We start from the raw sequence: 15,076 nt of genomic DNA on the forward strand, positions 1-15,076 counted from the left end.
TCTCAGTCAAAACCGGGTGCTCCCTTCGATCGGTACCGTGGCAATGGGATCCTCTGGGGCAATGAGATCCTCTGTAGCAATGCGATCCCCTGTGGCGAGGGGATTTATCCCCGTTGGGCTGCGAAGCAGACCCAAAACCTGAGAACCAGTTTCTCCAGGCAAATCGCGTGTACCGGTTTTACGACTGCTGCGCAGCCGAGCGGGGATAAATCCCCTCGCCACAGTCATCATCTCAGTCAAAACCGGGAGCTCCCTTCAATCGGTACCGTGGCAATGGGATCCTCTGGGGCAATGGGATCCTCAGTGGCAATGACATCCTCTGTGGCGAGGGGATTTATCCCCGTTGGGCTGCGAAGCAGACCCAAAACTTGAGAACCGGTTTCTCCAGGCAAATCGCATGTGCCCGGTTTACGACTGCTGCGCAGCCGAGCGGGGATGAATCCCCTCGCCACAGTCATCATCTCAGTCAAAACCGGGTGCTCCCTTCAATCGGTACCGTGGCAATGGGAGCCTCTGAGGCAATGCGATCCTCAGTGGCAATGAGATCCCCTCTGGCAATGGGAACCTCTGTGGCGAGGGGATTTATCCCCGTTGGGCTGCGAAGCAGACCCAAAACCTGAGAACCGGTTTCTCCAGGCAAATCGCATGTGCCCGGTTTACGACTGCTGCGCAGCCGAGCGGGGATAAATCCCCTCGCCACCGTCATCATTCCAGTCAAAACCGGGTGCTCCCTTCGATCGGTACCGTGGCAATGGAATCCTCAGTGACAATGCGATCCTCTGTGGCAATGAGCCCCCCTGTGGCGAGGGGATTTATCCCCGTTGGGCTGCGCAGCAGGCCCAAAACTTGAAAACCAGTTTCTACAGGCAAATCGCGTGTACCGGTTTTACGACTGCTGCGCAGCCGAGCGGGGATGAATCCCCTCGCCACATTCATCATCTCAGTCAAAACCGGGTGCTCCCTTCAATCGGTACGGCTTTGATCGTGGCCCGTGGGCCTGATGTCGGCCCCGGCGCCGGCACGCCTTGCGCAGCGCTTGGCAATTGCGGCGCCTGCATGTCGGGCATCGCCCAGCTGCGTTCCGGTTGCAAGCCGCCCTGGGCGCGGCGCATGAAGTCGTAGCGGTTGAGGGTGATGCTGCGCCCCGCTTCGCTGTCGCGGATGATGTACGGGCGCAGGAACACCATGAGGTTGGTCTTGGTGATCGCCCGGCGTTCGTTGCGAAACAGCGCGCCGATGCCCGGTAGGCTGCCCAGCCACGGCACCGCATCATTGCTCTGGCTGTAGCCGTCCTGAAGCAATCCGCCGAGGACCATGATCTGCCCATCGTCGAGCAGAATGCTGGTGTCGATCGCCCGTTTGTTGGTGACGATGCCCGCCGCGGTCACGCTGTTGGACGCGCGCTCATCGATGCTGCTGACTTCCTGATAGATATCCAGCTTCACCGTGCCGCCCTCGGAAATCTGCGGGCGCACGTTGAGCTTGAGGCCGACCTCTTCGCGGGTCACGGTCTGGAACGGGTTGTTGCTGGTGCCCCCGCCGCCGGTGACGTAGCTGCCGCTGACAAACGGGATGGTCTGGCCGACAAAAATGCTCGCCGCTTCGTTGTCCAGGGTCAGCAGGTTCGGTGTCGACAGCACGTTGGTGCCGCCCTTGCTCTTCAACGCTCGGGCCAGCACTTTCAGGTCGAGAATCTTGCCGATGCCGGGAATGTCGACGGTGCCGTTGACGTAGCCGAGGTTCAAACCCTGCGGCAGTACGTCGATGCTGTTCTTCGCTCCCGTATTGAGACCCGCGCCACCCAGATTGGCGCCACCGATCACGCCCTTGCCGCCAAGATTGCCGGTCTGCCATTGCACACCGAATTCGCTAGCATCGTCCTCGCCAACCTCGACGATCAGGCTCTCGATCACCACTTGCGCACGGCGCTGGTCGAGCAGATCGATAACCTCACGCAGGTTGCGATACAGCGGTTCCGGCGCGGAAATCAGCAGTGTGTTGGTGGTGGCGTCAGCCTGAATCGTCACACCGCCAGCGCTGAAAGCAACGTTCTGTTCGCTGCTCTGCGTACCGCCACTGCTGCTGCCGCCGCCACTGCCCTGCGCATAGCTACCGCCGGTTGCGCCGCTGCCAGTCGTCGTTGAAGTGCCAGTGCTCGGCGTGCTGCTCTGGCCGTTCTGCCCGGCATTGCCGCCGGTGCTGCTGCCCATCGCGCTGAGCACCGACCGCGCCGCGTCGCTGCTGCCGCTATCACTTTCGCCGGTGAGCAAACCGCGCAGCGCCTGCGCCAGTTTCGCCGCTTGGGCGTTGCGCAGATAAACCACGTGCAGATTGCTCGGATTGCTCTGCGCGTTGTCGAGTTTGTAGATCAGGTTGCGCGCCAGCTCGGTACGCTCGGGGCTGCCGGCGCGGATGATGATGGTGTTGGAGCGCGGGTCGCCGATCACGGCGATTTTCTGCGTCGGATCATTGCCCGGCGCGTCGAGCAAGTCGGCCACCATCGGCGCGATATCGGCGGCAATGCCGTTCTGGATCTGCACCACATCGGTGTCGATCGCGCTCGGCGTGTCGATGCTCTCGATCAACTGCGCGACGCGGGTGAGGTTCTCGGCGTAATCGGTGATGACCACGGTGTTGTTGCCCGGGTAGGCGTTGATCGGATTGTTCGGCGAAACGATCGGGCGCAGCACCGGGATCAGGTTCACCGCGTTTTCGTATTGCAGGCGAAACGTGCGCGTGAGCATGCCGTTGCCGGCCGGTTTGTCGGCGCTGTAGATCGGCCCGCCGAGAAGTTTGGCGTCGGCCTCGGGAACCACCTGCGCCACGCCGCCGACATCGACCACGCTGAAGCCTTGCATGCGCAACGCCGCGAGCAACATGTCATAGGCCTGACGGGCCGGCACCTGACCTTCCGAGACCAACGTCAGATTGCCCTTGACCCGTGGATCGACGAGAAACTGCTGCCCGGTGGCCCGCGACAGCGCCCGTACCACCGCCTGAATATCCGCCTCGACAAAATTCAGCGTCACCGGTTGCTCGCCCAAGGGATTACGCGCAACCGCATTGCTCGGCGCAACACCAGCACTGCGCCCGCGCTGACTGATGTTGTGCAACTGCTTGGGCACCGGCCGCGCCTGAGCCTGCGCCCGTTCGCGATCGGCCACCGCATCGCCGCTGCGCTGGGTGTTGGCCAGCGGCCGCCCGAGTTCACTGTCGACCAATAGCGGCGGCTGATTCTGCGGCGCCGTGGTGCTGTTGCACGCGCTCAATGCCATCAGCAACAACGGCAGCGCCAGACGTGCCGGTTTGCAGCGTGACTCCTTCATGAAGCTTCCTTAGCGCCCTGCGCCTGATCCATGCGAACGGTGCCTGACAAAGTGCCGGCGGTGACATCGGTCGAGGTTTCGTTTGCGCGTTGCAACTGCGCCTCGACCACCTGCAGAGAAAGTTGTGATGGCTGGCTGAGCAGCCAGTCGAGCAGCGCATCGGCCGGCGCGGCGTCGACATTCAGCTGCCACGCGCCACCCTCCGCCGCGTGTAATTGGTAATGCCCGGCCAGCCCCGCCGCTTGCAGACTTTGCTCCAGCGACTGGCCAACGCTTTGTCCCTGCGGCCGCACGTTGACGCTGCGCAACAGCACTTCCAGCGCCTCGGTTTGCGCGCGCAACTTGGGCGTTTCGCTCTGCCAGAAAGTGATCCTGGCCAATGGCGGTTTGACCAGCGTCAGCCAGATCAGCAGACCGACAAGCACCAGCGCCATGCCGGCGACCATGCGTTTCTCACGCAGCGCCAACGGCTGCCAACGCGCCTGCAACTGACTGCTGAAGCGCTGCCAGCGCGCACGGTAAATCGCCAGCGTCGCCCTACTCATCGTCTGCTCCGCTATCGTCGTCTGCGTTGGTGTTGGCGCTGGACTCATCGCTCGGGCGCAGCGTCCAGCCTGCGTCATCGGCAGTGACGCTGATGCCGGCCTGGGCCAAGGTGCTTTGCCAGTCCTTGTCGTTGCCGCCACGGTTTGCATCGCTGAGCAGCGCCAACTGCAAGACGCCGTCGCGATAGGTCAGACGCTCGACACTGCCAGCCATGAACGGCATGCCAGTGCCGGCCTGCAACACCAGTCGATTGAAATTTTGCGCCGGGTCATCGACCGCGCCTTTTTGCCGCTGCTCGAGTTGCTGACGCGCCTGTTGCAGCGGGTTGAGAATCACCGGCAATTCGGGGAAGGCCTGCTTCACCCGCTGACTCATCTGCGCCTTGAGCTGCTGGCCCTGCCGCGCTTCGCGGGCGGCATAAAGATTCAGGCCAATCACCCAAACGGCCGCCGCCAAAGTTAGACACCCGACAGCACGACCCCAGCCACGGTGCTCGCCGCCGGTTTGCTGCAGGCCGCCGTGCAACCCCCAACCGGGCAAAGGACCGATCCAGCGTTGTGTCGCGTCAGCTGCGAACGATGCCTCATCAACTTCGTCACCGAGCAACGGCTCAACCTGCGCACTGTTCAAACTCTCGCGCCGGAGCAAATGCCCGTCCGCCACACAAGCGACAACCCCCGGCAGCACTGGCAGGCTGTACGGCGCCGGATACAAACCGCGCAGCGTCAACCCCGCCTGCTTGAGCACCGCAGCCAGACGCTGCAAATGCTGCCGCGAGACCCAGGCAATCTGCACCTGCCCACTCGCATCACGAGGGCTGTGGCCGATATGCATTTGGCTGCTGTCACCGAGCATCAGCGCCTGCGCCGCGCACTGCACAGCGGCCGCCGTTTTGTTCGCGGGCAGCGGCGGCAGATCAATGCTGGCGAGCAGGCTGTCGGCCGGATGCAGAAAACACAGCAGCGGTGGTTGCTTCGGCCGTTGCCCCAACTGACTCAAAGTGAGCCGTTCCTCACGACTGACCTGCCCCTGACGATCCAGCCAGGCGCAGCTCACTTCGCTGTGCAACTCCAGCTCCGCCAGCGGCGGCAACGCGACGCGCAACTGGCTCATGCGCCCACCCGCGACCAGATCACCTGCGGCAGCCGATCCTCGCTGCGATGCAACAAAGCATCAAGGCTGACCCGACGCTGATCCCGCCGCGCCTCACCGCGCAAACGAAACCAGTCACTGGTGATACCGACCTTGACGCTGCTCATTTCCAGCTGCGGCATGCGCAAGCGGTTCACGAAATCGCCGCGATTGATAAACCAGCGCCCGGCGTCACGCTCGGCAATCAACGCCGTCGCCCGCTCCAGCGAAAGCCCCGGCACATACGCCGCCAGCACCTGCGCCGTCGCGGTGTTGCCGTTGATCCACGTCGTCGCCGGAATCACCGTCACGTACAGCGCCAGTTGGCCGATCAGCGCATCGGTCACGCCTTCGACGCTGCGCAAGTCATCGAGTGTGCGCAGCATCGGCACCTTCGGCGGTGGCGGTTTGTGATCGGCATCGGGCGAAGTCGCGCGGCCACTGTCGAAACCTGCTTTGCCCGTCGCACCAATCTGCGCATTCAGCAGATGCGGGTAACCGGCAATCACCCGTTGGCGGATGCGCTGGCCGACAACGGCGCTCACACCGATCAACTCGCACAACCGCTCGAACGCCTGCACCTGCGCCTCATCGATTCGCTCATTGGCGACCAGATTGCGCAGGTTGAACTTGCCCTGCTCGTCCTCCAGCCGCCCGGCAAAACCCGCCGCCAGCAACGGCTGCGCCCAAGGCTGATCACGCCGGGTCAACGGATCACGCAGGCGCGCATCCCAGAGCAACTGCCGGCTGATCTCCAGACCACCCTGCGCCACCCAACGCCCCTGCACCCGCTGCTGATCGGCCCCCAGCGCCCGGGTCGCTACGCTCTGACGCGTTAACATCCCCGCCGCAATCACCGCCACCACGGCGGCAATCAACAACGCGCTGATAATCGCCATGCCCCGTTGCTTCGCCCCGTTGAGCGAACCTGTGTTCACGGCCGGCCTTACAACTGCCAGGAACCGATATCGGCATTCACGCCATCGCCGTCAGGCTGGCCATCGGCGCCGAGGGAAAAGATATCGACCTCACCATTCGCGCCCGGGTTGAGGTACTGATAAGGCCGGCCCCACGGGTCATTCGGCAAACGCTCCAGGTACGAACGCCAGTTGCTGTTCTTCGCATCCGCCGGCCGCTCGACCAACACCTTCAGCCCCTGATTCATGCTCGGATACGTGCCGTGATCGAGGCGATACAACTTCAACGCCTGCATCAACCCGCCAATATCCTGCTTCGCCGCCGTCGCCCGCGCCTGATCCGGCCGGTCGAGCACCTTGGGCACCACCATCGCCGCCAGAATCCCCAGAATCACCACCACCACCATGATCTCGATCAAGGTAAAACCCTGCTGGCTCCGCGGCATGCGCGGCGACTGACTGAGCGTTTTCAAAGGTGCGATATCCATCTCGACATTCCCTGGCTTGATCCGAATTCGACGCGCAGTGTTGCAAGAAGATATGTCAGGGATGTTGAAAATCCTCGGGTGTTTCCGTCGTCAAGCCGTCAAGGACGGGGGTTAGCGTCGAGGGCTGGGTTTTACTTTTAGGCCATGTATGCGCGCGCGAACGCGAGAGGAAGGTTTCACCCTGATTGAAGTGCTGGTGGCACTGTCGATCATCGCCGTCGCCATGTCCGCCGCCGTGCGTGTGGCAGGGTTGATGACGCAGAGCAGTGGGGTTTTAAGGGATCGGTCGGTGGCGATGATTGCCGCGCAGAGCCGGATGGCTGAGCTAAGGCTGGAAGGTCGATTGCCGAATGGGATGAAGGCTGTTGAATGTGATCAAGGACGGCTTATGTTGCGCTGTGAACAGATGATTGCCAGCGCAGAGAATGGACGACTGCTCAAGGTTGGAATCCAAGTATTCGACCGCAACCAAGACGCCCCGCCGTTGGCCAGACTGGAGACCCTGTTGCCACGGCCAGGAAGCCCCTCACCCTAGCCCTCTCCCGAGGGAGAGGGAACCGATACGGGGATGTTCCAGAGATACGCCGACCTGAACGTATCGCTCTGAATCCAGCATTGCTGAAGCCCAGCAAAGCCATAGTCGCTAAGGTCTTCCAGGTCGATGTATAACGCAAAACACCTCGGTCGGCCCCCTCTCCCTCCGGGAGAGGGCTGGGGTGAGGGGCTCTTCTGCCGCGGTGCATAAGCATCAAAAATCCATAATCAACACGCTCGTCCAGGTCGATGCACAACGCAAGACACCTCGGTCGGCTCCCTCTCCCTCCGGGAGAGGGCTGGGGTGAGGGGCTTTTCTGCCGCACCTAAAATCCCAAGGCCCAGCGCCGGAACAAGGCCAACGACATCACCCCGCCACCTCCAAATTATCCATCACCCGATTCACCGCCAGCTCCCCCAGCATGATCAGTTGAGCAACCCCCAACAACGCCCGCCGCTGCGGCGCCGGCAACAGACTGGAAATGTCCTGAGCAATCGTCTTGGCCGAAGCAAGCGTTTCACTCGCATCAGCCAGCAGTTCTTCATTCTTGGTATCCGCCGTCACCGCATACATCCAACGCGCCTTACGCGGCGGAGGCAGGAGATTATTTGGAGACAGGTAATGATCGAGTGCGCGGTCAGCGGCTTCGTGGAGCTTGTTGGAATCTAGGGATTCGTAGGGAGACGTGGGATCGATTTCGGGTGGATTGGGTGTTGGTTTGATCATGGTGAAGCTCCTTGATGACTGGAGCCGCCACCGTTCGCGGTCAAACAAACAGGGTGGCAGCTGTACGCGGGTTGACCGACCGGACATCAAGGGATCCGGCACACCCGAAGGTGTCCCACGCACAGCCACCGCAACAGAAATTCAGACAATGCCTGAACAGGTGCAGAACGCTGGCGCGCCTTGATATTGGGCGGACGGTCAAATCCGATCGCTGATTCGTCAGCGACCGCACCACAATAGAACCCACCCCCAAGGCGCACAAGCCGGCGGATTCTGGCGTAGCTGTAGGCAAAGGCGCAAGGATATGTAGCCTGGGAGCGTGACTGGAGAGGTCTTTTTAAACATTTGTGTTTATCAGGCGCAATTGCGCCACGTTGGGTGGGATAGATGCGTCCCGTATCGGCCTGTCAAGCTGACCTTTACCCTCGAGAACGGCAGCTTTCGGCCAATATGGGACGTTGATTTTCGCTAGATGTGGACTCTTTGCTGGCATTGTCGTCATCATGAAGGGTGACTAGCCCTATCTGCTTTTTGCGAGGGGGACATGAAGTTTTCTAATTTGAAATGGAAATCGACAGTGAGAAAGCCGTCTGGAATGCAGAATGAATTTGATAAGGCGATAGAGCAAACCGTAGCCCCTGAAAGTATTTTACCGCTGGCTATGTCTAGGTCAGTTGAAAGGCTGGGCTTGGACTGCGATGAATCAGATGTGAAAGCGTTAATTAATGCAATTATTAATGCCGAACGTAGCAGGATTAGTATGGATCTAGATGTGCCGTGCTCATTTGGCAATACGAGTGAAGATATTCAGGCCACGGTCACATCTATTATTGAAGATCTAAAATACACACTTAAGGAGGTCAGCAATGAGATCACGGAAGCTTTACCACAGGCTTTACAAACTACATTGGAAAAAATGGCGGACTTAGTCGGGGCAGAACTACTAACACAAGCTATCGAGCACACTAAACATCTTAACAAAATACAGGAACTTCGTGTTAGCACGGTGGAGCGGCATTGGAAGAAAGCCATAGATCAATTAAATATGCTAAGACATTTAGTGGTGGAGTGGGGCACGGCTGCGTTTGGAATTAAGAGTGGAGCATACGCTAACCCGAACACTGCACTCGCATTGAATAGACTAACTTTAAGATTGTATAGCGTGGCTGGTGAAGTAATAGCGCTGGCCCAAGCTGGGTATGCTGATGGTGCATTAGCGAGATGGCGAACAATTCACGAAATTTCTATCATTGCAATTTTCTTGAGTAAACACCCTGACAAGTGTGCACAAATGTACTTAGCACATAGCATTATTGACGAGTTGCGGCTGGTTGAATCAGGCAGTGGTGAACAAACCGACAGGACTAGAAATAAAGCGGATCAAGAGTATCTGACTTCACTACAAAAACAGAAGTCGCAACTGTTAAAAATATTTGGCTCATCTTTTGCGAAGGACTTGGGGTGGGCAGCGGTAGAACTAGGTCGTGCAAAAATCACGTTGCGAGAACTTGAAGATCTTGTTGAAATGGGAATATTGAGACAAGGCTATCAGCATGCTAATAGCGCAACTCACGGAGGCGCGTTAGCAGCCCTAACGAGAATTAGCTTGGGTATGGATATTGAGTATAGCGGCGACGTTTCACCTGCATTCGGATGCGAGGTAGCTATAGGTTACGTAGCAGGATCTCTATCTACATTGATTGCGGAACTCTGCGTAGAAACAGAGAACGTGGATCTTTTAATTATGAATATGGTTATTCAGGATTTCTCGTCGAGCGTGAATAGCCACATCAAGAACTCAAAAAAGAAAGTTTCTCGCGTTACTCCTCGAACAAAATTTCAACTTCAGCAGTCGCGAAAGTCCTTCATAGCCGCCAAAAAAGGCAAGAAAAAATGAGATTGAAAAGTTGACAGGTTTGTATTTCTAAGTCAAAAGACAAACCTGTAGATTCTTTGCTCGTATGTATTCGACAAGTTAACCTTTTGATTTACTTGTGCGAGACTTTCTAACAACAGGGAACAAAAATTCCGTTACCTCATTCATCCACGGAGGAACATCCAGCACATTTGCAGTCTCAGCATATTTGAGCGCAAATTTAACTTTGAATCTAGGCAAGTTGAATAACTCTTCCATGTTGCGTTGCTCAGTCGTCCTCAAATCGAACGCTAACGCTGCAGGCCAGTCGTCATGGTCATGATTCATCGCCTCCAGCAAAGGGCCAACATACTCTCCGAAATCAGGATCATCTTCGAAAGTTCTAAGTGTGTTTATAAAATCACTTGGTATTAGTGTATCCTCAATAACCGTAGGAGGATGGTACTCAGTATTGGTTGTTGATTTCAGCATTGTTTTGCTTTCATCAATGTCATTATGTATGCGCTTAATTTGAATTTGCTTTATCGATTCGCTGGCATCGTATTTTTCAAACGCCTTGTCGGTGTCTAGTAATAGAAAAACCTTACCCTTAATGTCGTCTCGATGTTCATCAAGAGCCATCTCGAGATATTTGAATATTTTCTTAACGTGCTTCGAACCCCCAACAGGCAAAATAAACAATTTTTTTCTGGATAAATAAAAATCGAGATAAATTTTATCTGCCGAGCCCTCGCAAACTATCCATCTATAATCATTGCCAGTAATAGAAGCTATCATTGACTGAACAAGATCGTTTAATCCCTTAAGTTCTATATCCGAAGGAAGCTTTCCTTGCGTCGTCTTTCTAAGCTTTGCAATGTCCTCCCTGAAACATCGCAAGTCAATCATTATTAGTTCGCTTTCGAGTTTAGGGCAATAAATTGCGACACCATCAGATACGATTGGCATGAATCCATACCAATGAGTGGTAACAATAGTCTGAACCCGAGCCTGCGAAATGTCTTTCAATTTTTCGAACTGTTCAAAACACGCGGAAACATGTAGGGATAGTTCGGGCTCATCTATAGCAAATATAACATGATGTGCCCGGGTTGCTTGAGTCTCTAAAAGAAACGCTCTTGCGATATCGATCAGAGCTTGTCTTTTCTCTCCAGAGCTCAGATTGTTTACTGGAACACTATCCTTTCCCACGGTTTTTGTTAAGATTTTACTATCAAAAAAAGCTTCGATGATTTTTTCTGTTAAGTGCGATTGGTTGAATAGATTCTGTTTCTTAGCAGGTTTTTTGTATTCGTAGTTCTCGAGTGTATTGGAGATATCCGCCAGGAAGGCATTGAGCTTTTGGTTGATATCAGTGACTGTCGCTTTTTTTACTATATTTCTGACTATCTCCTCAATTTTCGTCCCTAACAGTGCCTGGACTGTTTTGCTTTCTATTTTTGTATATTCTTTAAAATTGATCTCGGATGGAACGTATATGTATTGGTATGCTGTTTGCACATAGTAAAACAATCCCTCTTCAAAACTTTGCCAGTGAGGTTGCTTTTTTAGATCACCAAATTCTTCCAGAGATTCAAATATGGAAAAATACGAGCCGGGCGCTGCGCCCGCAGCTGTTTTTATCAGCCCCAAAGGTATAAGGTAATGACTATTGGCGCCTTAACCGGCATTCAGTAACGCATCTCTATTGAAGCAGAATTCGCTGACAGGCTTTGAGGATGAGTTAAACTCCTGCGGTGTTGAAGACCAAACCATTTCATTTATTTTTTCAAGAAAGTCCTCATGCTCCTCGATTTCAAAGTCAAATGAACCTTTATTTATAAGGAAAATAGGACAGATATAGGGTTCCCTTTCAGGGTATCCTTTCGTTAAGCTGTGATTTAAATTCCATTCTGTTGAGTTAAAGAAACTATCAAGGGCTTCTAGAACAGAACTTTTACCTGAGCCATTTTCGCCAACTATAGCTGAAAACATACTGCCGTTAGAAAGAGGAATGTAATTTATATTTTGGTATGTTTTATAATTTCTCAACAACAGGCCTACGATCACATGCTTCTCCTTGTAAATGCGCCGTACCAGCATGCTAGCAGATTGCCTTACTAAAGCATTTTACAAAAGCTTGTATGGAATATTGCTCGCCCCTAGCTAAGAAAATCATGGTCGGTTTCAACCCAATGCGACGCGCGGCAACCCACACTCGCCAAAATCAGCTTTTGATGAGTCACCACTTTTGGCCGAGAGGGGGCTGCCTTATACGGCAGCTATTGGCCGATAGCGGACAAACACAGTTCTTGGTTTTTGGGTAAAAGCAAACGCCAAAACCTCGGGGTTGTCCCTATTCCCCACTCTAAAATTCGGGCCTCACCAACCTCGGCAAAACCACCCCCTCCCCCAACCTCTCAACCCCCAACCTTACCCTCTCCCCACCCCGCTCAATCACCACCCCATCCCCCTCAACCCCCACCAACCTCGCCCCAACCCCAACCTTCTCCCCCACCAAAAAACTTCTCGGCGCTCCATCATTCAAACTCAATATCGCCACCGTCCCACTCCCGCCCGCGATCACTCCACTCACCTTGATATCCACCGGCGCGGTCTCATTGGAGAACCACTGCAACGCCGGGCTATCACTCCTCGCCGCGAGCACTTGCGGGGTGGCTGCGGGGGTGTGGGATTCCGCCGAGGTCAGCAGCAGCGACGACCACGTCGCGACGCCCACCAGGGCGGCGAGCAGTGCCAGGGCCTGGACGGTTTGTGCCGGGGTAATCCGTGCGGTGAATTTCATGGGTTGTCGCTCCTTGTTGTCCCTGTTGCCAGCCTACGCGGCAATTCTCTCCGTTTTATTTCACATGCCTTACATGTTGGCCGGGCACGATGGGGTGGGACGCCAAGGAGCGCGTGGGTGATGAGCAGGCAGCAGGGTTTTACGTTGATCGAGTTGATGGTAGTGCTGGTGATCATCGGGATTGCCAGTGCGGCGATCAGTTTGAGTATCAGGCCTGATCCGTTGCAGTTGTTGCGCAAGGATGCCGAGCGGGTTGCGCAGTTGTTGCAGGTGGCGCAGGCGGAGGCTCGCGCCGATGGGCGGCCGATTGTGTGGGTGGCGGATGCCAAGGGGTTTCGGTTTGGGCGGCGTGGGAATGATGGCGTGGGATTTGAGTCGTTCAAGGAGGATGCGCAGTTGCGCCCGCGTGCGTGGCAGAGCCCAAAGGTCGAGGTGCGGGTGGAACCTCGACAGACGGTGGTGCTGAATGCCGAGTGGATCAATCCGCCGTTGCGGCTGATTTTGTCGGATGGGGCCAATCGGCTGAGTGTGCTGCGCGATGGCAGTGGGCGGATCAGTATTCAATGAAGACTCAGCAAGGGTTCACTCTGATTGAGGTGATGGTCGCGATTCTGCTGATGGCGGTGGTGAGTCTGATTGCCTGGCGCGGGCTGGACAGCGTGACGCGGGCGGACAGTCATTTGCAGGCCAGCAGTGAGCAGAGCGATGGGTTGTTGCGGGTGTTGAATCAGTTGCAGCGGGATGTGGACATGCGCGCGGGGGTGGAGTTGAGCGAGCCGCGCAAGATCGGGGCTGAGGATGAGGTGCCGACTGCGCCGCCAGCGGTGACGGTGCGCAGCAGTGATAGTAAGGGGTTTCGGCTGGACATTATTCGTAGCGCGGCGGATCAGCCGGGGGCGTTGCAGCGAGTTCGGTGGTGGGTCAAGGGGGATACGTTGTATCGGGCGGTGGCTGAGGCGCGCAGTCGCTATCCGTTGCCGGCGCCTGGGAATGGGGTTGCGGTGTTGAGTGAGGTGAGTGATGTGCAGGTGCGGGTTTGGGAGATCGATAAAGGCTGGCGGCAGTTGAGTGACAATCGGCGGGAGGATCCGTTGGGGTTGGAGATTAGTCTGAGTCGGCAGACGGCGCAGGGGGTTGAGCGGTATCGGCAGGTGATTGGGTTGTTGCAATAGCTGGGGTCACCGCAGTTTTTTGTAGGAGTGAGCCCGCTCGCGATTGCGGTGGGTCAGTCAATATTGTTGTTGCTGGTAGACCGCTTTCGCGAGCAGGCTCGCTCCCACAATTGAATTAGCGGCAGTCAGCTTTAGCTTGGTTGGCTGTTAGGCCGTTATCGCTGGCAAGCCAGCTCCCACAGGGATTGAGTGCAATCGTTGGATATTGGTCTGCCGGGAAACTGCTTTCGCGAGCGGGCTCGCTCCCACAGAAGGCACCGGGGGGAAGGGCCAATAGATCAAAAGCCACATCAAGAGCCCCTCACCCTAGCCCTCTCCCAGAGGGAGAGGGGACTGACCGAGTTGTACAGGCGAAGTACGCCGACTTGAGATACCGGGCCGAATGCAGATTCTGAAAAGCCCCCAAATCGACCCCCTCTCCCTCGGGAGAGGGCTGGGGTGAGGGGTAGCGACAACGCAAATCAAAAGCCGAACACCTACGCTTTCACCATCCGATAGGCCGAGTGTCAGCTCGCCTGCTTTTGATCTTGATCCACGGGCGACATCGGAACGAAGGAACCCCGAGCTTTAGCGAGTGGGCCGAACGTTGGAGCAAGCCTTTTTGGCGCTAGCTGAGAACGACCACGCCGCCGGGGAGTTCGGTACATTTGACGCCGTAGGCGTCGCGGATCAGCAAGGCGACGCCGGCGAGTTGGTCGAGGTTGAAGCGGGCCTGGACGCGGCGTTGGCCGAGTTCGCGGTTGAGCAGCAGGAGCATGCCGGGGCGGTAGCGGTTGATTTCGTCGATCATCTGGCTGAGGGTCGCGCCGTTGAACACCAGCACTTGTTGGCGCCAGTTCATCACGGCGGCGGTGTCGACGGTTTGGACGTTGCCGATTTGTCGTGTGTCGTAGGTGATTTGCTGGCCCGCTTCGAGACGCAGGTTGCGGCCGTCGATAGCGACGTCGACCGCGCCGTCGAGGCAGGTCACGCAGACTTGCTGGTCGGTGTTACGCAGGTTGAAGCGCGCCTGGCTGGCGCGCAACCACCCTGCTCCGGCCTGCATCGCCAGTGGCAGGCGTGCGGTTTGCACTTCGACTTCGCCGCTCACCAGTTCGAAGCCCTGCACGCCGTTTTCGACGCTGCGCTGGTTGATGCGGGTCTGGGTGTTGAGTTCGAGGCTGACGCCTTGCGCCGGTTCGACCCGGCGCTGCTGGCCGACTTCGGTGATGTAGTCGGCGCCCAGTCCTTCGAAGCCGCCGGGAATGGTGCCGCGCACCAGCAGGAATGCGGCGGATGCGGCAATCGCGCCGCCGAGAAATGCCCGTCGACCGAAGCCGCGTCGGCCCTGCAACGCTTCGGCGGCCGGTTGCAGGTGATGCCACAGCCGCTTGGCTTCTTCGAACGCCTGGGCATGTTCGCCGCTCTGCGCGCACCATTCGCGCAGGGCGCGAGCGTCGGCGACGGTGGCGCGGCCCGAGGTCAGCAGGATCAGCCAGTCGCGGGCTTCGCTGTGCAGCAACTCGGTGGCCGAAGGCTCGGCGGGTTTCAGTCGAAAGATGTTCAAACGCGCAAATTCTCAACGGATTAATCGG

General features: G+C 56.9%; 14 protein-coding genes. 4 read left to right on the forward strand and 10 right to left on the reverse strand.

The features are described 5' to 3' along the window. Positions 1 to 944: 944 nt before the first annotated feature. The 5 genes from gspD to gspG are packed head-to-tail and all read right to left on the reverse strand — an operon-like array spanning position 945 to position 6,408. Positions 945 to 3,326, reverse strand: a complete 2,382-nt coding sequence (gspD, locus tag AB4O45_RS01395) for a type II secretion system secretin GspD (RefSeq protein WP_460160971.1) — start codon at positions 3,324 to 3,326, stop codon at positions 945 to 947. Then, positions 3,323 to 3,871 carry a type II secretion system protein GspM gene (gene gspM, locus AB4O45_RS01400; protein ID WP_460160972.1) on the reverse strand — a complete coding sequence of 183 codons (549 nt, stop codon included), beginning with the start codon at positions 3,869 to 3,871 and terminating at the stop codon, positions 3,323 to 3,325. The genes gspD and gspM overlap by 4 nt, the downstream gene beginning before the upstream one ends. Next, a complete protein-coding gene (gene gspL, locus AB4O45_RS01405) occupies positions 3,864 to 4,985 on the reverse strand; it encodes a type II secretion system protein GspL (protein ID WP_460160973.1) in 1,122 nt (373 codons plus the stop codon). The genes gspM and gspL overlap by 8 nt, the downstream gene beginning before the upstream one ends. Next, on the reverse strand, positions 4,982 to 5,902 hold the full coding sequence (gene gspK, locus AB4O45_RS01410) for a type II secretion system minor pseudopilin GspK (protein ID WP_460160974.1): 921 nt from the start codon (positions 5,900 to 5,902) through the stop codon (positions 4,982 to 4,984). Before gspK ends, gspL begins: the two co-directional genes overlap by 4 nt. A 47-nt stretch (positions 5,903 to 5,949) precedes the next feature. Beyond that, complete coding sequence (gene gspG / locus AB4O45_RS01415; RefSeq protein WP_042606813.1) at positions 5,950 to 6,408, reverse strand: type II secretion system major pseudopilin GspG; 459 nt, start codon at positions 6,406 to 6,408, stop codon at positions 5,950 to 5,952. A 148-nt stretch (positions 6,409 to 6,556) separates the two neighbouring features. On the opposite strand from gspG, the gene gspI reads away from it, so the two are divergent. Beyond that, positions 6,557 to 6,943: a type II secretion system minor pseudopilin GspI gene (gspI, locus tag AB4O45_RS01420; protein ID WP_460160975.1), complete on the forward strand. Its 387-nt coding sequence runs from the start codon at positions 6,557 to 6,559 to the stop codon at positions 6,941 to 6,943. Positions 6,944 to 7,309: 366 nt separating this feature from the next. Here the strand turns inward: gspI and AB4O45_RS01425 are convergent, their stop codons facing one another. After that, the gene (locus AB4O45_RS01425) at positions 7,310 to 7,669 is read right to left on the reverse strand and encodes a DUF6124 family protein (protein WP_460160976.1); all 360 of its coding nucleotides are present in this window, start codon (positions 7,667 to 7,669) and stop codon (positions 7,310 to 7,312) included. A gap of 544 nt (positions 7,670 to 8,213) precedes the next feature. Between AB4O45_RS01425 and AB4O45_RS01430 the strand changes: the two genes are divergently transcribed. Further along, positions 8,214 to 9,566, forward strand: coding sequence for a DUF5677 domain-containing protein (locus tag AB4O45_RS01430; protein ID WP_460160977.1), 1,353 nt, complete (start codon positions 8,214 to 8,216; stop codon positions 9,564 to 9,566). A 78-nt stretch (positions 9,567 to 9,644) separates the two neighbouring features. On the opposite strand, the gene AB4O45_RS01435 is transcribed toward AB4O45_RS01430, so the two are convergent. The 3 genes from AB4O45_RS01435 to AB4O45_RS01445 form a co-directional block, all read right to left on the reverse strand. After that, on the reverse strand, positions 9,645 to 11,177 hold the full coding sequence (locus AB4O45_RS01435) for an ATP-dependent nuclease (RefSeq protein WP_460160978.1): 1,533 nt from the start codon (positions 11,175 to 11,177) through the stop codon (positions 9,645 to 9,647). 27 nt (positions 11,178 to 11,204) lie between these two features. Continuing rightward, a complete protein-coding gene (locus AB4O45_RS01440) occupies positions 11,205 to 11,594 on the reverse strand; it encodes an AAA family ATPase (protein WP_460160979.1) in 390 nt (129 codons plus the stop codon). A 298-nt stretch (positions 11,595 to 11,892) separates the two neighbouring features. Beyond that, positions 11,893 to 12,330 (reverse strand): type II secretion system protein N, encoded by a 438-nt coding sequence (locus AB4O45_RS01445; protein ID WP_460160980.1) that lies wholly within the window; start codon positions 12,328 to 12,330, stop codon positions 11,893 to 11,895. Between the two features lie 120 nt (positions 12,331 to 12,450). Between AB4O45_RS01445 and AB4O45_RS01450 the strand changes: the two genes are divergently transcribed. Both AB4O45_RS01450 and AB4O45_RS01455 read left to right on the forward strand, forming a co-directional pair. Continuing rightward, positions 12,451 to 12,897, forward strand: coding sequence for a GspH/FimT family pseudopilin (locus tag AB4O45_RS01450; protein ID WP_339101463.1), 447 nt, complete (start codon positions 12,451 to 12,453; stop codon positions 12,895 to 12,897). Continuing rightward, positions 12,894 to 13,502, forward strand: a complete 609-nt coding sequence (locus tag AB4O45_RS01455) for a prepilin-type N-terminal cleavage/methylation domain-containing protein (protein WP_460160981.1) — start codon at positions 12,894 to 12,896, stop codon at positions 13,500 to 13,502. Before AB4O45_RS01450 ends, AB4O45_RS01455 begins: the two co-directional genes overlap by 4 nt. 607 nt (positions 13,503 to 14,109) lie before the next feature. Here AB4O45_RS01455 and AB4O45_RS01460 read toward each other — a convergent pair. Next, entirely contained in the window at positions 14,110 to 15,048 is a 939-nt protein-coding gene (locus tag AB4O45_RS01460) for a FecR family protein (RefSeq protein ID WP_460160982.1), read from the reverse strand. Between the last annotated feature and the right edge of the window lie 28 nt (positions 15,049 to 15,076).

It is taken from the genome of Pseudomonas sp. S2_B10 (assembly GCF_054668425.1).